General features: G+C 37.6%; 25 protein-coding genes, 1 tRNA gene and 1 riboswitch. Of the genes, 21 read left to right on the plus strand and 5 right to left on the minus strand.

Annotated elements, in window-relative coordinates:
• Positions 1-2223 (plus strand): zinc-dependent metalloprotease, encoded by a 2223-nt coding sequence (locus tag BUA97_RS02285; RefSeq protein ID WP_072996239.1) that lies wholly within the window; start codon positions 1-3, stop codon positions 2221-2223.
• Positions 2224-2277: 54 nt separating this feature from the next.
• Here the strand turns inward: BUA97_RS02285 and BUA97_RS02290 are convergent, their stop codons facing one another.
• Both BUA97_RS02290 and BUA97_RS02295 read right to left on the minus strand, forming a co-directional pair.
• Complete coding sequence (locus tag BUA97_RS02290) at positions 2278-2868, minus strand: porin family protein (RefSeq protein ID WP_072996240.1); 591 nt, start codon at positions 2866-2868, stop codon at positions 2278-2280.
• Positions 2869-3027: 159 nt separating this feature from the next.
• Positions 3028-3885 (minus strand): hypothetical protein, encoded by an 858-nt coding sequence (locus BUA97_RS02295; RefSeq protein WP_072996241.1) that lies wholly within the window; start codon positions 3883-3885, stop codon positions 3028-3030.
• Between the two features lie 370 nt (positions 3886-4255).
• Between BUA97_RS02295 and BUA97_RS17085 the strand changes: the two genes are divergently transcribed.
• From BUA97_RS17085 to BUA97_RS02340, 10 genes are all read left to right on the plus strand, one after another.
• Positions 4256-4423, plus strand: coding sequence for a hypothetical protein (locus tag BUA97_RS17085; protein WP_175546163.1), 168 nt, complete (start codon positions 4256-4258; stop codon positions 4421-4423).
• Between the two features lie 70 nt (positions 4424-4493).
• Complete coding sequence (locus BUA97_RS02300) at positions 4494-6167, plus strand: tetratricopeptide repeat-containing sensor histidine kinase (protein ID WP_084081235.1); 1674 nt, start codon at positions 4494-4496, stop codon at positions 6165-6167.
• A gap of 12 nt (positions 6168-6179) precedes the next feature.
• The gene (locus BUA97_RS02305; protein ID WP_072996242.1) at positions 6180-6845 is read left to right on the plus strand and encodes a response regulator; all 666 of its coding nucleotides are present in this window, start codon (positions 6180-6182) and stop codon (positions 6843-6845) included.
• A 128-nt stretch (positions 6846-6973) separates the two neighbouring features.
• A complete protein-coding gene (locus tag BUA97_RS02310) occupies positions 6974-7306 on the plus strand; it encodes a YegP family protein (protein WP_072996243.1) in 333 nt (110 codons plus the stop codon).
• Positions 7307-7312: 6 nt separating this feature from the next.
• Positions 7313-8383 (plus strand): type I restriction endonuclease, encoded by a 1071-nt coding sequence (locus BUA97_RS02315; RefSeq protein WP_072996244.1) that lies wholly within the window; start codon positions 7313-7315, stop codon positions 8381-8383.
• 5 nt (positions 8384-8388) lie between these two features.
• On the plus strand, positions 8389-8667 hold the full coding sequence (locus BUA97_RS02320) for a hypothetical protein (protein WP_139258192.1): 279 nt from the start codon (positions 8389-8391) through the stop codon (positions 8665-8667).
• A gap of 2 nt (positions 8668-8669) precedes the next feature.
• Positions 8670-9113: a DUF6804 family protein gene (locus tag BUA97_RS02325; protein WP_072996246.1), complete on the plus strand. Its 444-nt coding sequence runs from the start codon at positions 8670-8672 to the stop codon at positions 9111-9113.
• Positions 9106-9516 carry a hypothetical protein gene (locus BUA97_RS02330; protein ID WP_072996247.1) on the plus strand — a complete coding sequence of 137 codons (411 nt, stop codon included), beginning with the start codon at positions 9106-9108 and terminating at the stop codon, positions 9514-9516. The genes BUA97_RS02325 and BUA97_RS02330 overlap by 8 nt, the downstream gene beginning before the upstream one ends.
• Before the next feature lie 3 nt (positions 9517-9519).
• A complete protein-coding gene (locus tag BUA97_RS02335) occupies positions 9520-10857 on the plus strand; it encodes a coiled-coil domain-containing protein (protein ID WP_072996248.1) in 1338 nt (445 codons plus the stop codon).
• A gap of 12 nt (positions 10858-10869) precedes the next feature.
• On the plus strand, positions 10870-11757 hold the full coding sequence (locus BUA97_RS02340) for a hypothetical protein (RefSeq protein ID WP_072996249.1): 888 nt from the start codon (positions 10870-10872) through the stop codon (positions 11755-11757).
• A gap of 76 nt (positions 11758-11833) precedes the next feature.
• Here BUA97_RS02340 and BUA97_RS02345 read toward each other — a convergent pair.
• A tRNA-Gln gene (locus tag BUA97_RS02345) sits at positions 11834-11904 on the minus strand.
• A gap of 100 nt (positions 11905-12004) precedes the next feature.
• Between BUA97_RS02345 and BUA97_RS02350 the strand changes: the two genes are divergently transcribed.
• Both BUA97_RS02350 and arfB read left to right on the plus strand, forming a co-directional pair.
• The gene (locus BUA97_RS02350; protein ID WP_072996250.1) at positions 12005-13033 is read left to right on the plus strand and encodes an AMP-binding protein; all 1029 of its coding nucleotides are present in this window, start codon (positions 12005-12007) and stop codon (positions 13031-13033) included.
• A gap of 4 nt (positions 13034-13037) precedes the next feature.
• Positions 13038-13430, plus strand: a complete 393-nt coding sequence (gene arfB, locus BUA97_RS02355) for an alternative ribosome rescue aminoacyl-tRNA hydrolase ArfB (protein WP_072996251.1) — start codon at positions 13038-13040, stop codon at positions 13428-13430.
• Here arfB and BUA97_RS02360 read toward each other — a convergent pair.
• Positions 13420-13953, minus strand: a complete 534-nt coding sequence (locus BUA97_RS02360; RefSeq protein ID WP_072996252.1) for a DUF922 domain-containing protein — start codon at positions 13951-13953, stop codon at positions 13420-13422. The genes arfB and BUA97_RS02360 overlap by 11 nt on opposite strands.
• Positions 13954-14025: 72 nt before the next feature.
• On the opposite strand from BUA97_RS02360, the gene cdd reads away from it, so the two are divergent.
• The 5 genes from cdd to BUA97_RS02385 all read left to right on the plus strand — a co-directional run bounded on the left by cdd (position 14026) and on the right by BUA97_RS02385 (position 19164).
• The gene (gene cdd / locus BUA97_RS02365) at positions 14026-14505 is read left to right on the plus strand and encodes a cytidine deaminase (protein WP_072996253.1); all 480 of its coding nucleotides are present in this window, start codon (positions 14026-14028) and stop codon (positions 14503-14505) included.
• A gap of 114 nt (positions 14506-14619) precedes the next feature.
• On the plus strand, positions 14620-14916 hold the full coding sequence (locus tag BUA97_RS02370; protein WP_072996254.1) for a hypothetical protein: 297 nt from the start codon (positions 14620-14622) through the stop codon (positions 14914-14916).
• 94 nt (positions 14917-15010) lie between these two features.
• Positions 15011-15493, plus strand: a complete 483-nt coding sequence (locus BUA97_RS02375; RefSeq protein ID WP_072996255.1) for a hypothetical protein — start codon at positions 15011-15013, stop codon at positions 15491-15493.
• A 108-nt stretch (positions 15494-15601) separates the two neighbouring features.
• A complete protein-coding gene (locus BUA97_RS02380) occupies positions 15602-16567 on the plus strand; it encodes a ketopantoate reductase family protein (protein WP_072996256.1) in 966 nt (321 codons plus the stop codon).
• A gap of 68 nt (positions 16568-16635) precedes the next feature.
• Positions 16636-19164, plus strand: a complete 2529-nt coding sequence (locus tag BUA97_RS02385; RefSeq protein ID WP_072996257.1) for a copper-transporting P-type ATPase — start codon at positions 16636-16638, stop codon at positions 19162-19164.
• Between the two features lie 214 nt (positions 19165-19378).
• Here BUA97_RS02385 and BUA97_RS02390 read toward each other — a convergent pair whose 3' ends face one another.
• Positions 19379-22177 (minus strand): TonB-dependent receptor plug domain-containing protein, encoded by a 2799-nt coding sequence (locus BUA97_RS02390; RefSeq protein ID WP_072997182.1) that lies wholly within the window; start codon positions 22175-22177, stop codon positions 19379-19381.
• A gap of 101 nt (positions 22178-22278) precedes the next feature.
• Positions 22279-22380: riboswitch (SAM riboswitch) on the minus strand.
• 161 nt (positions 22381-22541) lie between these two features.
• On the opposite strand from BUA97_RS02390, the gene BUA97_RS02395 reads away from it, so the two are divergent.
• The 3 genes from BUA97_RS02395 (at position 22542) to BUA97_RS02405 (ending at position 25979) form a co-directional block, all read left to right on the plus strand.
• Entirely contained in the window at positions 22542-23273 is a 732-nt protein-coding gene (locus BUA97_RS02395) for a DUF72 domain-containing protein (RefSeq protein WP_072996258.1), read from the plus strand.
• A gap of 328 nt (positions 23274-23601) precedes the next feature.
• Positions 23602-24297 (plus strand): SIR2 family NAD-dependent protein deacylase, encoded by a 696-nt coding sequence (locus tag BUA97_RS02400; protein WP_072996259.1) that lies wholly within the window; start codon positions 23602-23604, stop codon positions 24295-24297.
• Positions 24298-24461: 164 nt separating this feature from the next.
• Positions 24462-25979: a carbon-nitrogen hydrolase family protein gene (locus BUA97_RS02405; RefSeq protein ID WP_072996260.1), complete on the plus strand. Its 1518-nt coding sequence runs from the start codon at positions 24462-24464 to the stop codon at positions 25977-25979.
• Positions 25980-26023 lie beyond the last annotated feature (44 nt).

The following is a 26023-nucleotide window of genomic DNA, read 5'->3' on the forward strand; positions in this document are numbered from 1 at the left end:
ATGAATAAAAAATTACTTATTTCCGCAGCAGTAGTTTTCTCAGGAATGCTATTCTCGCAGAAAAATTACTGGAAGCAGGTATCAGGTATCAGCAGCAGGACTGCTGTTTATGATAAAACGGCTGCTCCTGTAAAATACCATTTATACCAGGTGAATGTTGATGAAATCAAGGCTGATCTTTCAAAAGCACCTGAACGTTTTTCCAACGATGAATCTTTGATATTAAAATTCCCAACCACAGAAGGGAAATTAGTGGATTATGTGATTCAGGAAGCGTCTGTCATGGATCCTGTTTTACAGGCAAAATATTCTGATATCAGATCGTATGTCGGCTATGAAAAAGGAAATACAGGGAACTCAATCCGTTTCAGTATATCGCCTTATGACGGTATTAATGTAATGTATTTCAATGCTGGAAAAACGGCATATCTTGATACATACACCAAAGATAAATCAACTTATATTATTTATAACCGTGAGGATCTGTTATCTGACAATGAAAAATTTGTTTGCGGATACAAGGATTCCGGTGCTGAACCATCTCTTGCGCCCAATGAAGCTTCTCTTGTACAGGACGGGCAGTGGAGAAACTACAGGTTAGCGTTATCTTCCACTGTTGAATATTCTAACTATCATATCAACAGAGCCGGTTTAAGCGGTGGAACTACAGAACAGAAAAAAGCGGCTGTTCTTGCAGCTATGAACACATCCATGACCAGAGTCAACGGAATCTATGAGAAAACAATCTCTCTTACAATGACTATGATCGCTAACAATGATCTTTTGATTTCTGTTGATGTGGATGCTTATGGACCAGGGTTTACAAATAATGACGGAGAAATTCTTCTTGATGAAAATCAGGCATTTATTGATCAGACTATAGGTAGCTCAGCTTATGACATAGGACACATTTTCAGTACAGGCGGCGGCGGTATTGCACAGCTTAGATCGCCTTGTACAGGCAGTAAAGCAAGAGGTGTTACAGGCAGAGGCGCACCTATCAATGATGCTTTTGATATTGATTATGTAGCGCACGAGATGGGACATCAGTGGGGCGCACAACATACGTTTGATAACTCATGTGGAAATAACAGAACTGCAGCAACTTCTGTAGAACCAGGCAGCGGAAGCACGATTATGGCTTATGCAGGAATCTGTGCTCCGAATATTCAATCCCGTAGTGATGCTTATTTCCATGTTGTAAGTGTGAACCAAATGTACAGCAATATCACGACTGGAACTGGAGCTGGCTGTGCCGTTAAAACACCAAACAATAATCGTGTTCCGGTTATTGAGCCATTAACTAGTTATAGTATTCCAAACGGAACTGCATTCGTACTTTCTGCAAATGCAACAGACCCGGATGGCGATGCTTTAACTTACCTTTGGGAGCAGACCAACACAAAAAACTCAACCACTTCCACCGCTCCGAGTTCTACACAAACTACTGGCGCTGTCTTCAGATCGTATTTTCCTAAAACTACCAATGAACGTTATTTTCCTGTAATGACTGCTGTTTCCGCAGGAAATCTTGCACCAACGTGGGAGGTAATCCCGACTGTGGCCAGAACGCTTAACTTCTCAGTTTTCGTAAATGATAATAAAGCTACAGGAAATCAGGCGGCGAGAGCCAATATGTCAGTAAATACAACCAGTTCAGGACCTTTTAAAGTTACATCACAGACCGCTGCAGCAAACTATGTTGGTGGATCTCAGCTGAATGTGACCTGGGACGTTGCGGGAACAACAGAAGCACCAATCAGCACTCAGAACGTTAAGATCCTTATATCTTCTGATAATGGATTAACATTCCCGGTTGTTCTGGCAGAAAGTGTTCCTAATAACGGAAGTGCAGTTATCACTTTACCAAATGAAGATAACAGCAACGCAAGAATAATGGTCAAAGCGGTTGGAAATATTTATTTTGCAGTTAATTCAGCAAGATTTAACATCAGTAAAAACATGGCAGTGAATGAATCTGCACTTAGCAAAAGCTTTGCAATCTATCCTAATCCTGCTAAAGGTGAAGTGAACATCTCATTAACGAAAGTTTACAAAGGTGCAACTTATCAGATAATTGACCTTTCGGGGAAACTAATCTCCGGCGGAAATCTTGAAAATGAAAAAACACAAATCAATATCTCCCGTCTTAAAACAGGAACCTACAGAATGGTTGTTTCCAGCAACGGAGAAACAACGAGTAAAAATCTTATTGTAAAATAAGCACCAGATCACTGATAACAAAAAACCAACTTCTATTGAAGTTGGTTTTTTAATTTATAAGCCAAATTGCAATCCAATCTGCAATCCGTTATTGCGCAATTGCTTATCACTGTTATTCCAGCTTGTGGAACCGTTTTTCTTGATATCGGTAAAGCCTGCAAGATATCTTACACCAATGGCCATATTGTTAAATTTGTAACCCAGTCCCAGACCGACACTCAGGTCAAATTGATTATAGGCGTCCTTATCTTTCTCTATGATCGTTTTGTTGTCAGTTTCATATTTGTTTTTATTGCTAACCAAAAAACCCAGTTGAGGACCTGCTTCCAGATAGAATTTAGGAATAGGTTCAAACTGAAACATAATCGGCATCGCAATATAATCCAGATTGAGAGTATGCGATGTTTTCCCGTTTTCGTACTTCACGCCCATGTTGTTGTAAATCAATTCCGGCTGAATACTGAAAACAGAATTGACCTGCGCATGCATATAAGCACCTGCATAATAGCCAATTTTAGAATTCGTATCACTCCAACCGTTCTCCTTGCTTACTGTAGAGATATTAACACCGCCCTTGACTCCGAAAGACTGAGAATAAACCATTGACACGGTAACTAACCCTAAAATTCCAAAAAATCTCTTCATATACTTCCTTTTGTTTTGGCAAAAGTATAAATTATGAAATAAAAAAAGATAAAATAAAAGTCAATAATTTAATACTATTATATTAATATTAATTTTCCCGGTAATTTTTTATGAAATTTAAAAGAACTATGACTGAAAAAAAAAAATTGTATTTGGGTTTTATTTGGTAATATAGTTTTCCAGCATATACTCAGTAAGCGGATTGAGTGACTTATGATTTTCGGGGTTGATTCCATCCGCTGTGAAAAATTCCACAACATTCTTATGTTTGGAGTACCAGATATTTTTTATCGAAGTAATTGTATCCGGTCTCATAATTTTCTTAAAATGATCCACCTTTTTCATATCAATTGCTACCAGTCCGTCTCTTGTATCATTACAATCTTCAGGGATGTATTCATTTCCATTCCAATACATACATTGTTTCAAGTCCAATATTTCCGGTTTTTCCTTTGGAATATTTATTAATTTCTGAGGCACATAAATGACAGACTGACTAGCAGAAACCTGCTCAAAAGGCTTTTGTTTCAAAATCATGGTATCTGTTTCTGATATTTTTTGAGGTTCAGCTTCAGCTTTATAAAACTTATTTCTTATAAAAAAACTTCCCAATATTAAAACCCCTATGATCCCGAAATTACTGTGTTTTGTCAAAAATTCCGGAATCTTCAGCAGTGGTTTATTGATGACATTTATAACCACTTTTGAGATCGACTCTTTTACGGAATACTCCACAGTTTTCCATTCTGCACAGTATTCTTTAAAATTATTATAGCCCAAATAGACGCTCAGGTCGTCAAGTATCAAAGGTTTTATATTGTAATCTTCATCATTTTTAACCAAATGATTATAATATGTTTCAAATGTTCTATAGCTCAAAATTATCTTAAAATCATCCAGTAAAGTCCTTTCTAAAAATTTGAGAATTCCGCTAAAAGATTTTTCCGTGGTTTCGGCAGAAGCCTTTTCAAAAACATCCTCGATTAACTTTCTTTTCTCAGGTAAAAATTTTGACATATAAATGATTATTAGTTGGAAAATTATAATTTTTCTAAAAATCCTCTTTACGGATTTCCGTATTTCAATTAAAAAAGTTTCCAGAAAATTTCTAAAAACTTTCTCACCCTCGCTTTCAATTCGTCCGCATCTTTGCTTCAGAAATCAGTGATAAACAAAACATTACAAAACAAAGTTACAAAACTGATCTCAAAAAACAACCTGATAAAGCGGAGGAAAATCTCTGATTTGGGAAGCAGTTATTTCTCTTCCGTTTTTGAAGGTCTCTTCCCAAAAATTTAAGAAGCGCTTCTTTTTCAAACTGTGGAAACCTGCTCGTGATCTGTTTCGCGAGGAAGAACACGAATGTCAATTTTTAAATTTTAAAATCATGTTAAACTTACTTTTAATATTTTTGGGATTAATTTCAAATCCTTCCGGCACGACGACTTCAAACTGTGGAAATGACGGGAATACGCCCGGAATTGTAAACCCGAATCCGGGTGGTACCGGTGGAGACGACGGACATCCAGTCCCTCCAAAAATTATCGGCGGATAATCGATTCCATCATTAACTGATGAAAATAATTAGCGAAGGAATATTCTTTCGCTAATTTTTTTTAAATTCGATGAAAACTAAAAACTTGAAAATTTTTACATTTTTACTACTCATATTCATTTATTCTTGTGAAAATAAAATACCGCAGGATAAAGAAATTATTAATCCTTTTTATGAAAAAGCATTTGAATACAGAGAAAAGGGCAATGTAGACAGTTCGTTCTCATATTTTTATAAAGCCAAAGATTTTTTCCTTCAGCAGAAGGACAGCTTGGGTGCTGCCAAATGCATGGTGAACATGGCCATTATACAGGAAAAATACGGTGATTATTTCGGCAGTCAGGAAACAGGCATTTCTGCAATTCATTATCTGAATAAAAAAGACAGTACAAACAGAATATATTTATCCATTAATTATAACACATTAGGAATTATATCCAGCAAGCTGGAAAATTACAAAAAGGCTATAGAATTTTATAAACAGGCTCTGCTTTTCACTGATAATCCCGATGATAAGATCATCTACCAAAATAATCTCGCCAACAACTACAGGAGAGATAATGACTATCCGGAAGCTTTAGAAATTTATAAATCCATTATAAATGAAAGCAAAAAAAACAAAATCGGTTATGCAAGAACGCTCACGAATCTTGCCCTTACCAAATGGCTTCAAAACCAGAATTATAATCCAATCCCGGAATTTCAGCATGCCTTAAAAATAAGATCAAAAGAACATGACAACTGGGGTCTGAACTCCAGTTATGCACACTTTGCTGATTATTATACCAATAAACAGCCAGATTCTGCACTGACTTATGCCAGAAAGATGTACGACATTTCTAAAAAATTAAAAAGTCCTGACGATAAGGCTGAAGCGCTGCAGAAATTAATTTCTCTGGAAACTCCAAAAAATTCCAAACAATACTTCAATATTTATCAAAAGCTTAATGACAGCCTCCAGACATCACGAAATAAGGCAAAGAATCAGTTCGCATTAATCCGCTATGAGACAGAGAAAAACAAAGCCGATTTTCTGAAAGCGAAGGCAGAAAGTACGCAAAAGCAAACTAAAATCTTTGTTAGAAATATCATTCTTACAGCATTAATTATTTTCATCATTTTTGTATATTTTTATTATCAAAGAAGGCAAAAAAGACTTCAGCAGGAAAAACTTTTGGAAGTAAAAAATACAGAACTCAAATATTCCAAAAAAGTGCATGACCGCGTTGCTAATAGAATTTACCAACTCCTGTCGCAAGTAGAAAACACGGATAAAATTGACAAAGAATCACTTTTATTCGGTTTAGAAAATGTGTACGAAATTTCCAGAGATATTTCTTACGACAATAAAGACATCAGTGAAAACCAGGCTTTTTCTGAACAGCTTCATCATATGCTGAATTCTTATTCGTCAAACGCTGTGAAAATAATTTTTAATGGAAATAATGAAAATCTATGGCAGGATGTCAATTTTCAGAGCAAAATGGAAATCTATCTGGTTCTACAGGAATTGATGACCAATATGAAAAAACACAGCCGGGCAAGCATTGTTTCCCTCAAATTCTCTAAAGAAAATTCGGTAATAAATATCTCATATACAGATAACGGAACAGGAATAAAGAAACATTCTCCGAAAAATGGTTTGCAAAATATGGAAAACCGTATGAATGCTATAAAAGGAACAATTATTTTTGACACAGAAACAAATAATCTATTGAAAATCAACATTTCATTTCCTGTTTAAAAATAAATACATATGTTTAAAAAAATTCTTATCGCCGAAGATCACGAAAGTTCTAACATCTCTGTTCAAAAAGCTGTACAAGACCTGAAAATATCAGACCCAAAATATGTTAGTTACTGTGATGATGCGCTTGCAAGAGTGAAAATCGGACTTCATGAAAATAATACCTTTGAGTTGTTAATTACAGATCTTTCTTTTGATGAGGATTATAGAAAACAAAATATTAATACGGGACAGGAATTAATCTCAGCGATCAGAGCAATCCAGCCCAATATAAAAATCATTGTTTTTTCTTCCGAAAAAAAAGAAGTTATTATTGAAAAACTTTTTACAGATCAACATGTGAACGGATATGTAAAAAAAGGACGGGATGATGTAAAGGATTTAAAAAAAGCAATAAAGGCGGTCTTTAATAATGAAAAACATATCACTTATGATCTAAAAACCAATAGTCCGGAAAGAAACTCTTTTGAATTTTCTGAATATGATACACTAATTGTCTCTTTATTAGCCACGGGAATGCTTCTCAAAAACATCCCGGCGTATTTGAAAGAGAATAACTTCAAACGTTCCAGTATGAGTGCTGTAGAAAAAAGATTAAAAGACATCAAAGAATCTTTGGATATCAAAAGTAATGAACAGCTGATTGCTTTTTGCAAAGATTTCGGAATTATCTAATTGATTAAAATAAACACTTTTTATTAAAAACTTTCAAGATTTTGAAAGTTTTTTTGCTTTTACGGATTTCCGTAAATAAAAAATAGATAGCCGAGGTACTTTTGGATAGTTAAATAAATAAAATAACAATGGGAAAATTCATTATTACAAAAAGAAAAGATGGGGAATATCAATTCAACCTCAAGACCGGCAACGGAGAAATCATCTTAACAAGCGAAGGTTACGTTTCAAAATCCGGGTGTACAAACGGAATAGAATCAGTGAAAACCAATTCACAAATTGATTCGAGATTTGAAAGACGAATGGCTGTAAACAATAAAGATTATTTCGTTTTGAAAGCTGGAAATGGTGAAATCATTGGAAAAAGCCAGTTATATTCTACAAAACAAGGAATGGAAGACGGAATCGATTCTGTAAAAAAAAATGCACCAAATGCTGAAACGACCGACGAAACAAACTAATTGACTATGGAACTCAAATTAAAACTGGAACAGCTTCATCAGCGTGTGAAAGGTCTTAAAGATCAGATACAAACGGAAGAAGCCACAAAGACTGCATTTGTAATGCCATTCATTCAGATTCTTGGATATGATATTTTTAATCCGACGGAAGTGGTTCCGGAATTCATTGCTGATATAGGAACTAAGAAAGGAGAGAAAGTCGATTTTGTCATCAAGAAAGATGATGAACATATTCTTATTATAGAATGCAAAAACTGGAAAGAAAATGCAGATGCGCATAATTCTCAACTTCATCGTTATTATCACGTTTCCAAAGCAAGATTTGGTATTTTGACCAATGGAATCATTTATAATTTCTACACTGATCTGGAAAAACCGAACATCATGGATGAGAAGCCGTTTTTCACCATCAATCTGGATGATCTGAAGGATAGTTCTATCAAGGTTCTTGAGAATTTTACAAAATCCGGCTACAATCTGGAATCGATTTTGGATTCTGCGGAAGCTTTGAAATACATCAAAGCCATCAGAAAAGAATTTGAAAAAGAAATCGAAAATCCTTCTGATGAAATCGTAAAATTACTGGTCAACCGATTCTTTGACAGACCTCTTACAGCAAGCAGAATGATCACTTTTAAGGAATATACGAAGAAGGCTCTGAGCATCTCAATTTCAGAATCAATCAGCTCAAGACTGAAGTCTGCTTTAGTCATAAATGACAGTATTGAAACCGAAAAAACAACTATTCCTACACCTAATATTGACCAGAATACCGACACTCCCAAAGTCATAACAACGGATGAAGAATTGGAAGCTTTTCAAATTGTAAAAGCCATTTTGAGAGAAAAAATATCGGCAGAAAGAATTGCTTACAGAGACACGCAATCTTATTTTGGGATTTTATTGGATGACAATAACAGAAAACCAATTTGCAGATTTCATTTCGGAACCAATAGAAAGCTGATGGAAATTTTCCATAATGGAAAAGATTCCGGAGAGAAAATAAATCTTAATTCGCTTGACGAGATTTATAATCACAGATCTGAACTTCATCAAACCATCGAAAATTATAGCTAATCATTATGAAAAAACTACTTTTTATGCTATTGACCTTAGGAATATTAATCCCGGCAATTTACAAATCATCGACCAGTAATACTTCAATCACCGAACATTTTGTCAAGAAACAGAAGAAGAAAAATTCTTCTAAAAGTAAGAAATCATCAAAATCGAGTTCAAAGAAAAAAGGCTGTACTTACAACGGTTATCCTTTAGAAGTTGGACCGAGAGGCGGTTGTTACTATTGGTCGGGAAACACTAAGGAATATGTAGACAGAAGTTATTGTTCCGGATGTAATTAATTATGGAAACAACCAATACTACAAATGGTTTCAAACATCTGGAAATCATTTACAAGACTTTTTTTTCATTTTGTGCCTTGTGCTGTTTCATCGCCGTTCTTCCGCTTCCGCTACCCTATTATACCTTTCTCAGGATCATCGTTTTTATAGCTGCAGGGATTATAGTGTACTATTTCGGAAGGCAGAGAGACTTTCATTGGATTCTGGTATTCGGGACCATTCAGATTTTATTCAATCCGATCCTTCCGGTTCATTTTTATTTAAAGAGTATCTGGATTCCGATTGATATTGTTACCGGTATTTTGTTCCTGCTGCTTGTTGTCATCAGAAGAAAAAAGAAGAGACAACCCGAAGAAATTGCTCAGGAGACTATATCGCAACCAAAAACATACAGCAGAGACAGAATTATCAAAACTTCATCAAAAAACAATCATAACAATGAATGAAACTATAGAAACAACCGAAAGTCTGAAAGCACATTTTCTAAGACTTTATCAAATGGCGATCTGTGATGACAATTTTAGTTCTCTCGAACTGAAAGCGCTCTACAAATCTGCAGAAGACAGAGGCATTTCTCAGAAAAAGCTGGACGAGATTCTTTTAAATCCTGTGAATTCCAAAATTACAATTCCGGAAAGCATTGAAGAAAAAATCGATTATCTCTATGATTTAACCGTCATGATATGGGCAGATGGAGAAGTTTCTCCCAATGAAAGAACTTCTTTGGAAAAGTATGTTTTGATGTTCGGATTTATGGAAGAAAATGCATTACAAATCGTGGATTATCTTATCGATTCTGTAAAAGAAGGGAAAAGCAAAACTGACATTTTTAACGATTTAAAAAACTAGATCATGACCAGTAATATCAAAAATATCTTCAGATTAAAACCCGTACCTGCTGAAAAGGAAGAATCTCCACTTAAAATTGTTGAAACCGTTAATAATGGAGAATCTACTGAAGAAAGCAGAAAAAGAACTTATCACGAATCTGGCTATAGAGACAGTTCTCTCAACAATGGGAATCATACAGCGCTGTCAATCTGCCTGGATGCGATCTATTCCAAATTCCAGAATGAGGAAAAAGAATTGGCCGACAAACAAAACAAGTTGAAAGAACCTTATATCAACGAACAGAAAAATAAAGAAACCGAAATCAAAGGCCTCACCGTTTCTCTGGATAATAAGGAAGAACAGATCAAAGAAGTTCAGCAAAATATCGATGCTGTTCAGAATAAAATTGAGACTTTGAAATTTGAGATCAATGATATTCCCAGAAATCCGGAAATCTATCACATCAATGCCAGCAAAGGTGCTTCTACTAAGTTCTGGATCGGACTGTTGCTTTTGATTCCAATAAGCTTATATCTGTTTACATTTTACATTTCTACCTCTTTTTCAGCTTTTTTCAAGACTTTTGACCCGAACGTCAGTATTATGCAAAGTGTACTGGATGCGCAGGCTTTTAACAAAGCTTGGGACGAAGGTCCTTTGGAAGGCGCTTTTGTAACATTGATTCCTTTTGTATTCCTGGGATTGGGTTATTTGATTCATATGTTCGGAGAAACTAAAAGCTGGCTGAATTATGTAAAAATGCTCCTTCTTTTTGTAGTGACTTTTGCTTTTGATGCCATTCTTGCCTATGAGATCGAATCCAAACTTTATGAACTTAATAAAACTTTTGATTCTCCGCCTTTTGACCTGTCAATTGCTTTTACAAAGAATCAGTTTTGGGGAATCATTTTTGCGGGATTTGTAGTGTATATTATTTGGGGACTGGTTTTCGATTTCATTATGAAAGAACATAAAGAAAAGGATAAAATCAAGAACGAGCAGATTAAAAAACAGAAAGACATTCTCATTCATCAGGACAGAATCTCTGGTTTTGAAAAACAGTTGGAAGAAATCAAAAACAACATCACCAGCATCAAAGAATTGATTATCAAAGCTAAAGGCAGAATAGAAGAGCTTCAGAATATTATTGATGGGGTTATCATTCCGACAAAAGAATATAAATCTTATGCATCTGAATATGTTCAGGGCTGGATCACTTTTATCAATGAAAAATTAGCCATTTCTCATCCTGTAAAACAGGAAATAATTGAAGAATGCAAAAATCAATACAATTATAACCTCAACAAAGTAGGCGCCAATTCTGACACCCAAAATTCAGTTTACGTTTCTGTCCTGTAAAAACTAATACTTATGAAATATATATATTATCTAATGACTTTGTCATTATTTTTAATTCAATGCAAAAAAAGCGAACCGAAGGCTGGGGCAACCCAAAACACCGATTCGATAGTGAACAACAAAAACATTAATGTCAGCATTCTGATAGATCTTTCTGATAGAATCGATCCGGTAAAATATCCGAATCCATCCATGGAATATTATCAGCGAGACCTGGAATATATCAAAGCTATAAAAACTGGTTTTACAGATCATTTAAAAAGCAAAAAGGTCATTCAGCTGGATGATCAGATGCAGATTTTTTTTAATCCGGAACCTTCTGATCCTGCAATTAACGAGTTTGCAAAACAATTGAAAGTTTCATTTGACAAAAACACTTCAAAAGAAAATATTAAACTTGTGGACGAAAAGTACACTATCCTCCCGGGAAAAATCTACCAATCCGCTATTGAGGATAAAAAATATGTTGGTTCAGATATCTGGGGATTTTTTAAAAACAAAGTCAAAGATTATTGTATAAAAGACAAACACAGAAATGTACTTTTTATTTTGACAGATGGCTATATGTTTCACAAGGATTCGAAATTTACAGAAGGAACCAAAACTTCTTATCTGACGCCGGAACTCGTAAGATCACTAAAACTCAACACACCAGACTTCAGGACCAAAATTGATGATAAAGGGTTAGGTTTCATTAAAGCCAATGACAATCTGAAGAATCTGGAAGTCATCGTCATCGGAATCAATCCAGAAAAAGGAAATCCTTTTGAAGACGATGTTATCAAAACCTATTGGGAAAATTGGCTAAATCAAATGAACATCAGGAATTACCAGGTTAAAGATGCTGATCTGCCAACAAATCTGGAACCGATCATTAAAAATATAATTCTGAATAAATAATTAAAAAAGATTCAAGTCCGGGCTTTTTTACAAAAAAACAACCAGCTGAATTTCAACTGGTTGTAATTTTACAATGTAGACCCACAGGGATTCGAACCCCGACAGGCGGTACCAAAAACCGAAGTGCTACCGTTACACCATGGGTCTGTCGTTTATTGTGGTGCAAATTTATAGCTTTTTTTTAAACTTCCAAACTATTTCTGAAAAAAAATTAATAATTTTAAAAAATAATTTTTCGCTCAAGCTAATGTTAATCGACCTTTCCAAAGAATCCGACACCAACCGAATCCCATCTAATGAATTTGAAACCAAAGTTTTAGACTTTATAAAAGAATGGAATTCTGACACAAAAACTGTAAAGGTACAAACTTCAGGATCGACAGGAATACCTAAAATTTTTAATATTGAAAAGTCAAAAATGATGAATTCCGCTGACATGACATGTGATTTTCTTGGCTTGAAAAAAGGCGACCAGGCTCTGCTCTGTCTTCCCGTTGAATATATCTCCGGAAAAATGATGGTTGTGAGAAGTATTTCAAGGCAATTAAAACTGAAAATTGTTGAACCGTCAACCAATCCTTTGGAAAACCTTGAAGAAGAAGTAGATTTTTGTGCGATGACACCTCTGCAGGTCGAAAACTCTCTGGAGCAACTACATTTATTAAAAAATTTGATTATCGGTGGCGCAACAGTTTCAGAAACTTTAAAAAGTAAAATTTCTCAAACGCTAAAATCCTCAGATTATCGGATTCGAATCTTTGAAACTTACGGCATGAGCGAAACTCTTTCTCATATTGCTTTAAAGGAAATCTATCCGAAGCAGCAGGAATGGTTTAATGTTTTTGAAGGGATTGATATTTCTGCGGACGAAAGAGGATGTCTCAAAATTTTTGCACCAAAGCTGAATCCGGAGCTTTTGCAGACCAACGATCTGGTTGAGATCAATGGTAATAAGCAATTCCGATTTCTTGGAAGAGTTGACAATGTAATCAATTCCGGAGGTGCAAAAATTTTTCCTGAAGAATTGGAAAGACTGGTGAAACAAAAAATTACGAACGAAAGTGTTTTTCTCGGAATCGATGACGAAAAGCTGGGACAGAAACTGCTTCTAATTATTGAAGGTGAGGAATCAGAATCGCTGTATCAAAAACTATCATCCGTAAACTATAAATTCAGCTTTCATAAGCCGAAAGGAATTATTTTTGTGGAACAGATCCCCAGAACGCCAAACGGAAAAGTAAACCGTCAGGAACTGAAAAAACGGATTATAAATTAAAAAAATGAAAGATTTTTCTGCCGAGATCAGCTACAAGACTTCGCGCTCATCCGGAGCGGGCGGACAAAACGTAAACAAGGTGGAAACCGCTGTAACAGGGATCTGGAACGTGATGGAAAGCCAGTCGTTTACTTTTGACGAAAAACTCAGAATCTCAGAAAAACTTAAAAACAGAATCAATTCCGAAGGTTTGCTCCAGATGACTTCATCTGAAAGCAGGACCCAGCTTAAAAATAAGAAAACCGTAACAGAAAAGATGCTGGAAATGGTTGAAAAGTCACTGTTTATTCAGAAAAAACGCATCGCCACAAAACCTTCAAAAGGTCAGATCCAGAAACGTATCGACAACAAAAAGAAATTGTCCGAGAAAAAAGAAAACAGGAAATTCAGGTTCTGAAATCTGAAAGCAGTTCTATTTCCAAATCTATTTTTTGAGAATATTCTAATTGTTTGTCACGGATCCTTCCATGGTTGGTCACCGTTTCATAATCCTGCTGATAGACTTTATAAGCATCATAGATCTCTGCATAATATGTCTGAAGCGTTTTTGCATCCATCGTTTTATTGCGGATCTGCTTCCTGAATCTCCTTGCAAATAATTCCGCAATATCAAAATGGCTTTGCTCATGCATAAGGACCATATCCGTCTTATGATCACTGTGAACCCAGGATTTGGACGGGATAAAGAAAGATTCGATCTTAACTTCGCCTGATGTAAATTTTCTGGTAGGACTGTTTAGTAAATATGAAATTCCGCAGAAGGTTGTTGCAGCAGCTTTGGAAATATTCGGCTGTGTCTTGGACTGGAAATCTTCCCACGTCAGTTTCCGGTTTTCATTCCAGAAAATTTTATCCTGAGCCTTCGCTGATCCGATAATAAAGAAAAAAGTAAGTGCTAAAAACGATCGTAACATATCCATTAGATGATTTTTTTCAATAAATGTTAATTTATAACTGTAAAACTTGTATTTTTACCGCCCTGCATTTTTAAAATGGAAAAAGAGATAAAAATCAATTTTGAAGTAATCGAGAGTTACGATCATCTTACCGATATAGAAAAAACACTTTTCGACAAAGCCCAGGCAATCCGGCAACAGGCATATGCGCCCTATTCCAACTTCCTTGTTGGCTGTGCCGTTCTTCTGGAAAATGGCGAAATAATTACCGGGAGTAATCAGGAAAATGCTGCGTATCCGTCCGGACTTTGTGCAGAAAGAACTACGATTTTCTGGACTTCTGCAAATTATCCGGATGTAAAAATCAAAAAACTTTTTGTGATCGGCGCACCAAAAGAAGCACTCACCTCAACCCCAATTCCGCCATGTGGTGCCTGCAGACAATCGATTCTCGAATATGAGGCCAAGCAAAAAGAAGGTATCGAAATTTATTTTGCATCGTTGAACGGCGAAATCTATAAAACAAAATCAATCAGAGATCTTTTACCGTTCTCGTTTGATTCCAGTTTTTTATAATAAAGCAAACCATTCAGTCATGAATGGTTTTTTATATAAGCTGAGTTAATTTATAGAGTCAAATAGTCATATTGGAATTATATTTGTGTTCATCATCAAACTAAAAATAATATTATGACACCAGAAGACAACATCGACGAACAAAACAGAAAACTGAGAGAAATGGATTATGACTCTAGTGAAGATATTTTTAATCAGGAAGATATGGTTCCGCTGGACGGTAACGGAAATCCAATACTGACAGAAACTCCGGATGATGATGATAAAATTGACAAAGGGCTGGACATTCCGGGTGTTGAAGATGACGATGATATGGAAGAAATAGGTTCCGAAGACGAAGAAAATAATTACTGGAGCACCAGCGACAATGATGATGATCACGAAGAACAAAATGATGATGTGCTGGGCTGATTATTTATTTCAGACTATTATTTAGATTTAATATAAATAACTTTGTTTTAATCTCATTTTTTAAATAGTTTTGCACGATACTATTTAATTAATAATGAAAAAAATAATACTCGGAGGAATCTTGTCTTTTGGAGGTTTTCTTACTGTTAGTGCGCAATGCAAAACAGTTTCTGCAATCACAGAAAATTTTGACTCATGGAAAGAGGTTGATAAATGCTGGTCGATCCGGAAAGGTGAAGCTATGCTTTATGCAAGTGACAACAAGATCATATTCTATTCGATGACCAATCCTAAAGAAAATATGTATCTTGTGACACCAAAAATCAAGGCCGGAAATTATATTTTAAGTGTAGATGTGACGGATAATGGTGGTGAAACAACACTGGAAATCCTGTCTGTTCAAAATTCAAATCCTAAAACTTTCCTAACAATCGCAAAACCTGAAAAAATAGGGAAAGACAAAAAAGTCTTCAATATTTCTTTGAAAAAAGATAGCAATATAGGCCTGAAAGTAATGCTGAATGGTGTGCATCAGGCAGTGTACTTAGACAATTTATCTTTGAAACCAAGAAAGTAAAATATGAACCTTCAGACAGTCTGGAGGTTTTCTTTTTATTTAAAAATGATTTTATATCCAACTATACTCTATTTTCCCCAAATTTGCCTGAAATTACAATACTAATTAATGGAAAAGAAAAATATAGCAATCATTGGATTGGGAGGTGTTGGCGGTTATTTCGGTTTTAAAATCAATCAGTTTAATGACAAACAAAATCAGTTTGATATTACCTTTGTTGCCAGAGGTCAGACCTATGATGTTGTCAGAGAAAACGGCTTAACTTTACTTTCTCCGGAACACCAGGACAGTATTACAAAACCTGGTCAGATTGTTCAGACTATCTCAGAAATCAGTACTCCTGATCTGATTTTGATCTGCGTAAAAGAATATGATCTGGAACATGTTTGCCTAAACCTGAAAAAGACGATTTCCCCAAAAACAATCCTTCTTCCGTTAATGAATGGTGTAGACATCTATGACAGGATCAGAAAGATCATTCGGGAAAATACAATTTTGCCAGCCTGTGTTTATGTTGCCTCTCATATCAAGCAAAAAGGAGTCGTGGAACACAAAGGCAAAGCCGGCAAGCTGATATTCGGTAAAGATCCTGCTAATCTTACTGAAGATATAGATTGGATTGTTCAATTGATAAAAGACAGCGGAATTGATTCTGACTTTAAAGAGAATTCTTTTGCAGATATCTGGACCAAGTTCTTTTTTGTAGCCAGTTTCGGATTGGTAACGGCAAAATACAACTCATCCATCGGAACAGTCTGCAACGATACCATTCAGAAACAGGAAGCAACTCAGATAATGCTGGAATTAAAAATGATCGCTGACAAAAAACAAATCGATTTGCCCTATAATATCATTGGAAAGACATTCGAAAAAGCATCTACTTTTCCACCAGAAACTCCGACTTCTCTGCAGCTCGATATTAACCTAAAAAAGCAAAATAGCGAACTCACATTATTCGCAGGTTCAATTATTCAGTATGCCAATGAACTCGGGATAGCAACACCTTTTACAGAAAAAATCTATCAAGAATTAAAACAGAAGATTCAGGAATTATCCACTCAAATCAGTCTATAACATCTTTCCATTTATTTATAACGGATTGGTATCTATTTTTCAGAAATTTGTAAATCAATTCTACAAAAATGGAAAAACATCATCATAATCCCGACAAACTTCATCCAAACCAACGTACTTCTCCAAGCTCAGTCTATTATTGTCCGATGGAATGCGAAGGCGAAAAACTCTATTTCCAGCAAGGCAGATGTCCGGTTTGTAATATGTTCCTTGTGCCGATAGAAGAACGTGAAGACCACAGAAACAAGCCACAAACCTACTCAAAAACCAATCTTCCCGGTGGTTTCAAAGACAAAATCGGAGATTATTTTTGTCCGATGTTTTGTGAAGGCGATAAAACTTATGCATCAGATTCCGGTTGTCCGGTTTGTCATATGCACCTGGAAGAGATCACACAGGAGTTGGTTGATCGTTCACAGTTGACAATTGATAGCCATCAAGGAAATCATAAAACCATCAGCCATCAACTATCAACCGACAACCAGGGAAAATATTATTGTCCGATGTTCTGCGAAGGCGACAAGGTTTATGATTCCAATGTCGGTTGTCCCGTCTGCGGAATGGATCTGGTGATGATTCCCATAAAAGGCGAAAAGCACGAAGACAAAACCTACCAAACTTTACAGAGAAAGTTCTGGACAGCCTTAGGATTTACAGTTCCTGTTTTCATTTTATCAATGGGCGGGATGTTCATCCATTGGCCTTTTTCCCTTCAAATCCAGGGGATTTTGGAATTGATTCTCACCTTGCCCGTTCTGTTTTATGCCGGTTGGTTTGTGATGAAACGTGGCTGGATTTCCTTCAAAACGTGGAATCTCAATATGTTTTCGTTGATTGCTTTGGGCGTTGCTTCAGCAATGATTTTTAGCTTAACAGCCTTATTTGTTTCTGATATTTTACCCCACGAGTTGTCTCACGGCGGAAAGACTCCACTCTACTACGAATCCGTTTGTGTGATTCTGACCCTGGTGATAATGGGACAAATGATGGAAGCCAGAGCGCATCAGAAAACCGGAAAAGCCATTGAAGCGTTGATGAATCTATCGCCTGATACAGCAAATTTGATCGTTGAAGGCAATGAGAAAAAAGTATCACTTGCAGAAGTAAAAATCAATGATATCTTAAGAGTAAAACCCGGAGAAAAAATCCCGGTTGACGGTAGAATCATCGAAGGAAACTCTAATATCGATGAATCGATGATTACAGGAGAACCAATTCCTGTAGAGAAAAAATCCGGTGACAGAGTTAGTTCCGGAACAATCAACGGCAATGGAAGTTTCCTGATGGCAACTGAAAAGGTCGGCGATGAAACTCTGCTTTCTCAAATTATCAAACTGGTCAACGAAGCCAGCCGAAGCAAAGCACCAATTCAGAAATTAGCAGATAAAATGGCAAAGATTTTTGTTCCGGCGGTCATTGCGATTTCGGTGCTGACATTTATTTTGTGGTTTATTTTCGGAGGTGAGAATAAGTTGATCTATGCTTTTGTGAATGCTGTGGCCGTTTTAATTGTCGCTTGTCCGTGCGCACTCGGCTTAGCAACTCCAATGAGTCTGATGGTCGGAATCGGGAAAGGTGCGCAGAACGGAATATTAATCAAGAACGCAGAAGCGCTGGAAGAAATGCACAAAATCAATGTGCTGATAACCGATAAAACAGGAACGTTGACCCAAGGAAAACCAAGTCTTGACCATATTGAATCATTAGAAAACATTGATAGAAATGAAATCTTAAAACTCGCCGGTTCATTAAACCAAAATTCTGAACATCCTTTATCCAATGCCGTTTTGAATCAGTTCAGAATTGAAAGCCTACAGTTTGAGAATGTCAAAAGCTTTGAGAATATTTCAGGAAAAGGTGTGAGAGGAATTATTAATCAGGAAGAAATAGAACTGGGGAACGAAACTTTACTGAAACATTTCAACATCAGCATTCCTGATTCATTAAAACAAAAAGTTATTCAAAGTCAAGCGATGGCGAAGACCATTTCTTACCTCGCAAAAGCTGGTAAAGTGATTGGATTCCTCAGTTTTTCAGATCAGATCAAATCGACATCCAAACAAGCCATCGATTATCTCCATTCCCGAAACATCGAAGTGATCATGATGACCGGCGACAACGAACATACGGCAAAAGCAGTCGCCACAGAACTCGGAATCAAAAACTTCAAAGCCAGTTGCCTTCCCGAGGACAAGATGAACGAAATCAAAAAACTTCAGTCTGAAGGAAAAATTGTAGCAATGACCGGCGACGGCATCAATGATGCGCCTGCGTTAGCACAAGCCAACATCGGCATCGCAATGGGGACAGGAACAGACGTTGCCATAGAAAGTGCTGAAATTACCTTACTGAGAGGCGACATCCTTGGTGTTGCAAAAGCTAAAATACTGAGCGAGAAACTTCTGAAGAATATCAAGGAGAACTTATTCTTTGCATTTATTTATAACGTCTTGGGAATTCCGTTAGCTGCAGGATTGCTCTACCCTTTCTTCGGGATTCTGCTGAGTCCGATGATTGCAGCCGCGGCGATGAGTTTCAGTTCTGTTTCCGTGATCCTGAATTCTTTGAGATTGAATAATGCTAAATTAGATGTTTAGTTTAACACAAACGCACGAAGATATATTCGTTTTAGATTATGCTTTAAGGCACAAGGAAAACAGGAATGTTTTTTTGTTTTAATAAATGAATGCTTTGTGCTTAAATTATTGCTTTTATAATTACCCTTTGTGCCTTTATGTTAAACAAAAACGGCACCGAGGAAAACTCCTGATGCCGTCTCAAAACAAATATAAAAACCTTAAAATCGTCTGATTAAAAAGAAACCGTCAGCCTGCTGAACACATACCGTCCGTTTTGTCCGAACTGGGATGTTGAACGGGAATAGATGAACTGGTCATTATTCGTGGATGCTGTCACGTTTTTGGTTGGATAAATATCAAATAAATTATTGGCGCCAATTGTCAGATTGAAATTTTTGCTGATGTCATAACCAATCGATAGATCTGTGATGATTTTATCCGTTATCAATTGATGCTCAAACGGATTTCCGTTGATACTATCCGCACCATAAACTTTGCCGAAATAAGTATTTCTCAAATAGAAATTGAAATTATTCCAATTAACATTATTTGACAAACTCGCTTTCACTTTTGGAACAGCATCTTCCAGATACACTCGTGACCTTTCTCCAAAATATGTATTCTCTAATCCTGCATTTTTCAACAAATCAGAAGCGTGAATGTCGCCTACTTTCCTGGTCTTGTTAAAATTAATGGCAAAGTCATTGTTTAATTTGATTGCACCTGTTCTGTAACTGTGACTGATGACCACATCCAGACCTTTGGTTTCCGTATCGATGGAATTGGCAAAGAACTGAGCTGCGTTCACATCTGCTTTGATAAACTCTTCATTGACCAAACTTTGAGGTGAACCTGACGCTGGATTAGTAAACTTTGTAAATTGGTCGGTCAAAACAATCCTGTCATCGATTCTGATGAAATAAGCATCAGCCGTAATATTCAGATTAAGCGATGGAATCTTATAAGTGAATCCTGCACTCACGGATTTGGAGGTCTCCTGCTTGAGTTTATTAATTCCCAAACCTTTTGCAATTGGAGAATCATTACTGAAAGTTCCAACTTCTACCAGTGATGGCTGAGGGTTTGGATTCTCTGGCGTTGGCGGAAGTGTAGTAAACAATGTAGATGTTGTGTTATAATAAATCTGGTGAATAGACGGCGCGCGGAAACCTGTGGAACCTGCAAATCTGAAATTAAGATCATCTGACAATTTGATTCTTGATGCCAGTTTATAATTGAAGGTCGAACCAAAATCCGAATAATTCTCATATCTGATCGCCGCATCTACCAAAAACCAATTGGTAAAATTGAACTCTACATCACCATAAACCGCATAAGCGTTTCTACTTTTATTAACTTGGTTCTCAGCTCTGAAACCTGAAAAAACCTGTGAACCTCCCGGCAATGTTGCCCCAAAAAAGTCCGTTGGGTTAACAGAAGTCCCTGTCCGTATATTGCCGTTTACATCATAAGCGGTGTAAGAAGCTTCTTCGCCCGGATTTTCTTTAAAGTTCTCGTAACGCTGCTCTGCCCCGAAAGCGAAATTCACACCTTGTAATAAATCAAATTTTTTACTGAAATCCAGGTTGACAGTATTCTGCAAAAACTGCAATCCTCCGGCTTTGAAAGAATTAGGAGAGTTGAATCTCAAACTGGTATTTCCCGTATTCTCAATCGTATAATCAAAACTGTTTTGCCCGAACGTGTTGCTGAAGTCTACATTCCACCCCTCCCATTGGCCTTTCACACCGGCTGCTAAAGACACATCCTGTATCAATGTGTGGATCTCCGGCAGATAACCGTCAATATGGAGTCCTGTGAAGGTTCTGGCTTCTCTGGGTCTCCTGTAGAATCCGCCGGACTGCCCGTCTCTGACCGAATAACCTCCGAATGTGTAAACTTTCCAGTCGTCATTCAAAGGCACTTCTGCATTCAGGAATAACTGATGGTTACTGAGTTTGGACTGGCCCACCTGCATATTGAAATCTTTTCTGGTCTGGCCTCTGTACGCCAGTTCGTCATCACTGACATTTGCCCCCAATAAACTTTGCAAAGCCGTAATGGTTGACGCATTTTGGATACTTGACTGAAAAGCGGAATCAAAGTAATTCACGCCTTGTGCATACTGATGGATCAGATTTACAAAGTCCTGCTCACCGGCCGTGCCTTTCAGTTGATTGATGTTATTAAAATAAGAAGACAAATTAACCCCGTTTTCCGCCGCTCTTTTTTCAATGGCATTATAGGCATTGTAGATATTTCCGCTTTCTGTTCCTGCTCTTCTCGTTGGATCACGGAATTGCGAAGACCAGGTTAAATTATAGAACCCTCCTTTTGTCCCGATTTTATTGCCATAGTTTAAGTCCAACTGATACTGCTGTCCGTCGTAATTCCCATTATGGTCATTGGCCGCAGGCGTGAGGTAACCTCCGTAATTCAGCTGTCCTGTCAGTTTTCCTGTGTCTCTCTTCAGTTGTAGATTCATCACACCGGCAATGGCATCAGAACCATATTGCGCAGAAGCACCGTCTCTCAAAACCTCGATTCTGCTAAGAGCAAAAGCCGGAATGGCGTTCAGGTCTGTACCGACTGTTCCTCTTCCCGGCGCACCGTTGACATTCACCAGTGCCGAGTTATGCCGCCTTTTTCCATTAACCAGAACCAAAGTCTGATCTGGTCCCAGGCCTCTCAACTGTGCAGGATCTGAGTGATCCGACCCATCAGCGTTCGTCTGAATCGTGGATGTGAAGGAAGGCGCAATCGTATTAAGGATTTGATTGATATTCGTCTGTGGCAGACTTTGCTGGATATCTTTCAGGTTGAAAACATCCACAGGAACCGGACTGTCTGCTCTGGAACGTCCGCCACTTCTGGAACCAACCAGCACCACCTCTTCGATTTCTTTGTTCGAAACGGTGTCCCGTACAGGTCTGGTCTCCTGAGCCTGAGCCTGGGAAATACCCGAAAAGAAAATGACAGCTGCCGAAAGCACCAGCACTTTTCCCGGTTTGATAATAATTTTAGAATCCATATTTTTAAATTTTACGTTTATAACAAAAAAAAACTTCTTCCAGATAAATCTGAAAGAAGCCATATAAGGAACGATCTAGTCCAACTAATAAAAACTTTTTCCACTTATCTTTCCTTTCTTCAAAGGCTGAATGTGACACCTTACCAAGCGGCAGGTTGTCAAGACTTCACTGGGTCAGTTCCCTCGGTCTTTCTTAATAAGTATGACAGCAATTGATGTTCACAGTGCAAAAGTAATTTGAAAAGAATGATCTATCCAAATTAATTTCATACTAATTTGGTATGATAAATATCATATCCGTTTTATAATAACTTCAACCTGCTGATATGATGAAGACTGGCATAGAAATTAATGAATAAATCAAATGAAGACGACTAAAAAAGATTATCATATCGGCTGTTCCGGTTTTTATAATACCGACTGGAAGGGTTCACTATATCCGGCCGATGCTCAGAATAAGGATTTTTTGAATTTATACTCGAAGGCTTATAACACTGTAGAGATCAACAGTACTTTTTACCGCAAGCCTACTGCAAAAACCCTCCAGAAATGGAAGGATGAAACACCGGATGATTTCAGATTCATCATCAAAATCCCGAAAATCATTTCCCATTCCGGTTATTCGGAAAGTAAAAAAGAGGAATTTGAAAATTTTTGCAATGATATAAATGAAAATATCGAGATGAAGCTGGCAGGATTTCTCATTCAGTTTCCTGCATCTTTTCATTGTACGGAAGATAACATCCAATGGCTGACAGATACTTTATCTGACCACTATCTTTTAGCCGTGGAATTCCGCCATGCTTCCTGGTGGAATGATGAGATCTATAAGCTATTCAGAAAACACCAGTGGATTTTTTGTGGTGTGAGTTTTCCCGGCAAACTTTCAGAAGATGTCATGGTTACCAATTCCAAAATCGGGTATTACCGTTTGCATGGGAAACCTGTACTGTATAAATCGTCCTATTCTGAGGAATTCCTGGACGATCTTGCCCATAAGATTAAAGAAACGGACAAAGACTTCTATATTTTGTTCAACAATACCTGGGGAACTTCTGCTATAGAAAATTCATTATACCTGAAACAGATTCTCTAATCATAATTAAGATACGTTATCAATTTTTCAAACTAAGAACTGGTGGTCATTGATGATCAAAAGTGGTCGGTGCTGATCCAGTTTTTATACAATCCTTCGGATCAGCTTCGGGTCTCCTTCGGGTCTTGTTCGGAAAAAACATTCTTTTTCCGAAGAGGATCCGAAGGATTGCCGAATGAGACCCGAAGAAACCCTAACAAAATCCCTTCATTTTCTGATTTCAATCTGATATCAATTTTTGAAATTTATAAATGTTTTGATCAAAAATCAATATCGGGGAAACAAGTCATCCGCGCAAAATATTTAACTTTGAGAAAACAACAGCACTATGAAAAAGAAACTCGTCGTACTCTCCGGGGCAGGCATCTCTGCAGAAAGCGGCATCAAAACATTCCGGGATTACAATGGACTCTGGGAAAATCACCGGATCGAAGATGTGGCTTCGCCCGAGGGTTTTGCCAGAAATCCACAGTTGGTTCTGGATTTTTATAATGCGAGAAGACGGCAGCTGAAAGAGGTAGAACCCAATACGGCGCACAAATTGCTTGCAGAATTGGAGGATTTTTTCGATGTCCATATCATCACACAGAACGTGGACGACCTCCACGAACGTGGCGGCTCTGCCAAAATCACTCATCTTCATGGGGAGCTTACCAAGGCAAAATCAATCAGAGAAAACAGCGAGATCGTTGATTATATTGACGATATCAAAGTTGGAGATTTGCACCCGGACGGTTCACAACTCCGCCCGCACATCGTCTGGTTTGGCGAGATGGTTCCCGAGATGGATAAAGCGATTGATATGGCTTCGCAGGCAGATTTGTTTCTGGTTATCGGCACATCCATGCAGGTCTATCCTGCAGCGTCGGTCATCCGGTACGTCCCTATGCATTGTGAGATATTTGTCATCGATCCGGATATGGAAAATCCAAATGCTTTCACGAACAATGAAAACCATTTCAAAACTTCGGCAACAGAAGGAATGAAGCTGCTGAAGGATTTATTAATTAAAAAATATCAATGAAACCACAAAAGTCACAAAAGCTTTGGACTGAATCAATATTATAAAAGTAACAAAGCTTATATTGGCTTTAATATGAGAAATTCAAAAAATTCAAAGCCCTTCTTTTGTGACTTTTGACTATGTCGAATCTTTGATTTGTGGTTAACAATTAAAAAATATAAACTATGCAGGTAGAAATCAGAAAACTGAACATTGATGATTATGACGAACTGGCAGAAGCGATGCAGAAAGCCTATCCCGATATCGACGATAATGTCTGGAGCAAGCGGAATATCCAGAAGCTGACGTCCATCTTTTCAGAAGGTCAGATCTGCATTCTGGTCGACGGAAAACTGGCTGCCGCTGCATTATCGATCATTGTCCAGTACGAGTTGTACGGCGACCAGCATACCTATCAGGAAATTACCGGAAACGAGTCTTTCAATACGCACAGCAACGTCGGGAATGTGCTGTATGGCATCGAGGTCTTCGTGGATCCGGAATTCAGGGCACTGAGACTGGGAAGAAGATTGTATGATGCGAGGAAAGAACTGTGTGAAATACTGAATCTGAAATCCATCATCATTGGCGGCAGGATCCCGAATTACCATCTTTACAGTAAGGAACTGACACCCCGGGAGTATATCACCAAAGTGAGGAATAAGGAAATCTATGACCCTGTACTGAGTTTCCAGATCGGAAATAATTTTTCGCCGGTCAAAATCCTGAAAGGCTATCTGAAAGGCGACTCTGAGTCCAAAGAATACGCGGTTCTCCTGCAGTGGAACAATATCTACTACACCGCCAAGAAAAACACCATGCAGGACAGTGTGATTCGTCTTGGTCTGGTGCAATGGCAGATGCGGCCTTTGAAAGACATTGAGGACTTCTACAAGCAGGTGGAGTTTTTCGTAGATGCGGTAGCTGGTTACCAGTCAGACTTCTGCTTATTTCCTGAGCTGTTCAACACGCCTCTGCTGGCCCCTTTCAACCATCTGAACGAACGGGAATCTATGGAAAAGCTCTCTGAACTGACGGAAGAAATCAAAGAAAAAATCTCTGAATTTGCTGTCAGTTATAATGTCAATATCATCTCCGGAAGCATGCCGATCCTGGAAGAAGGAAAGCTCTACAATGTCAGCTATCTGCTCCACAGAGACGGGAAAATCGATGAATACAGAAAAGTACACATCACACCCAACGAGAAGAAATATTACGGAATGACGGGTGGCGATGAGATCAAGGTCTTTGATACAGATTGTGGAAAAATCGGGGTGATTATCTGTTATGATGTCGAGTTTCCGGAATTACCGAGATTGCTGGCAGACCAGGGAATGAAGATTCTCTTCGTCCCTTATCTCACCGATACCCAAAATGCCTACACCAGGGTGCGCCATTGCGCCGCAGCAAGAGCGATTGAGAATGAATGTTATGTCGCCATCGCAGGCTGTGTGGGGAATCTTCCGGGTGTTAATAATATGGACATCCAGTACGGGCAGGCCACGGTTTTCACGCCCTCTGATTTTGCTTTTCCTTCCAATGCCATAAAGGGTGAAGCCACACCAAACACGGAAATGACGATTATTGTGGATGTGGATCTGAACCTGCTGAAAGAACTTCATTACAACGGTGCTGTGAAAACAATGACCGACAGAAGGCAGGATCTGTATGATGTGATCCTGAGAAATCAGGAGCAGAGTTAATATCACGCCATTTTTAACATCCGTATGATCTTATCATCTAAGTT

The sequence above is a fragment of the Epilithonimonas mollis genome (genome assembly GCF_900142325.1).
Classification (GTDB): Bacteria; Bacteroidota; Bacteroidia; order Flavobacteriales; family Weeksellaceae; genus Epilithonimonas; species Epilithonimonas mollis.

What these genes read in the sequence shown, in the direction of transcription:
- BUA97_RS02290 (WP_072996240.1), bottom strand. Translation starts at nt 2,868, where the DNA reads ATGAAGAGATTTTTTGGAATTTTAGGGTTAGTTACCGTGTCAATGGTT.
- BUA97_RS02340 (WP_072996249.1), top strand. Translation starts at nt 10,870, where the DNA reads ATGAAATATATATATTATCTAATGACTTTGTCATTATTTTTAATTCAA.
- BUA97_RS02370 (WP_072996254.1), top strand. Translation starts at nt 14,620, where the DNA reads ATGACACCAGAAGACAACATCGACGAACAAAACAGAAAACTGAGAGAA.
- BUA97_RS02375 (WP_072996255.1), top strand. Translation starts at nt 15,011, where the DNA reads ATGAAAAAAATAATACTCGGAGGAATCTTGTCTTTTGGAGGTTTTCTT.
- BUA97_RS17085 (WP_175546163.1), top strand. Translation starts at nt 4,256, where the DNA reads ATGTTAAACTTACTTTTAATATTTTTGGGATTAATTTCAAATCCTTCC.
- BUA97_RS02380 (WP_072996256.1), top strand. Translation starts at nt 15,602, where the DNA reads ATGGAAAAGAAAAATATAGCAATCATTGGATTGGGAGGTGTTGGCGGT.
- BUA97_RS02305 (WP_072996242.1), top strand. Translation starts at nt 6,180, where the DNA reads ATGTTTAAAAAAATTCTTATCGCCGAAGATCACGAAAGTTCTAACATC.
- BUA97_RS02405 (WP_072996260.1), top strand. Translation starts at nt 24,462, where the DNA reads ATGCAGGTAGAAATCAGAAAACTGAACATTGATGATTATGACGAACTG.
- BUA97_RS02315 (WP_072996244.1), top strand. Translation starts at nt 7,313, where the DNA reads ATGGAACTCAAATTAAAACTGGAACAGCTTCATCAGCGTGTGAAAGGT.
- BUA97_RS02320 (WP_139258192.1), top strand. Translation starts at nt 8,389, where the DNA reads ATGAAAAAACTACTTTTTATGCTATTGACCTTAGGAATATTAATCCCG.
- BUA97_RS02285 (WP_072996239.1), top strand. Translation starts at nt 1, where the DNA reads ATGAATAAAAAATTACTTATTTCCGCAGCAGTAGTTTTCTCAGGAATG.
- BUA97_RS02300 (WP_084081235.1), top strand. Translation starts at nt 4,494, where the DNA reads ATGAAAACTAAAAACTTGAAAATTTTTACATTTTTACTACTCATATTC.
- BUA97_RS02395 (WP_072996258.1), top strand. Translation starts at nt 22,542, where the DNA reads ATGAAGACGACTAAAAAAGATTATCATATCGGCTGTTCCGGTTTTTAT.
- BUA97_RS02295 (WP_072996241.1), bottom strand. Translation starts at nt 3,885, where the DNA reads ATGTCAAAATTTTTACCTGAGAAAAGAAAGTTAATCGAGGATGTTTTT.
- cdd (WP_072996253.1), top strand. Translation starts at nt 14,026, where the DNA reads ATGGAAAAAGAGATAAAAATCAATTTTGAAGTAATCGAGAGTTACGAT.
- BUA97_RS02310 (WP_072996243.1), top strand. Translation starts at nt 6,974, where the DNA reads ATGGGAAAATTCATTATTACAAAAAGAAAAGATGGGGAATATCAATTC.
- BUA97_RS02350 (WP_072996250.1), top strand. Translation starts at nt 12,005, where the DNA reads ATGTTAATCGACCTTTCCAAAGAATCCGACACCAACCGAATCCCATCT.
- BUA97_RS02330 (WP_072996247.1), top strand. Translation starts at nt 9,106, where the DNA reads ATGAATGAAACTATAGAAACAACCGAAAGTCTGAAAGCACATTTTCTA.
- BUA97_RS02360 (WP_072996252.1), bottom strand. Translation starts at nt 13,953, where the DNA reads ATGGATATGTTACGATCGTTTTTAGCACTTACTTTTTTCTTTATTATC.
- BUA97_RS02335 (WP_072996248.1), top strand. Translation starts at nt 9,520, where the DNA reads ATGACCAGTAATATCAAAAATATCTTCAGATTAAAACCCGTACCTGCT.
- arfB (WP_072996251.1), top strand. Translation starts at nt 13,038, where the DNA reads ATGAAAGATTTTTCTGCCGAGATCAGCTACAAGACTTCGCGCTCATCC.
- BUA97_RS02385 (WP_072996257.1), top strand. Translation starts at nt 16,636, where the DNA reads ATGGAAAAACATCATCATAATCCCGACAAACTTCATCCAAACCAACGT.
- BUA97_RS02390 (WP_072997182.1), bottom strand. Translation starts at nt 22,177, where the DNA reads ATGGATTCTAAAATTATTATCAAACCGGGAAAAGTGCTGGTGCTTTCG.
- BUA97_RS02325 (WP_072996246.1), top strand. Translation starts at nt 8,670, where the DNA reads ATGGAAACAACCAATACTACAAATGGTTTCAAACATCTGGAAATCATT.
- BUA97_RS02400 (WP_072996259.1), top strand. Translation starts at nt 23,602, where the DNA reads ATGAAAAAGAAACTCGTCGTACTCTCCGGGGCAGGCATCTCTGCAGAA.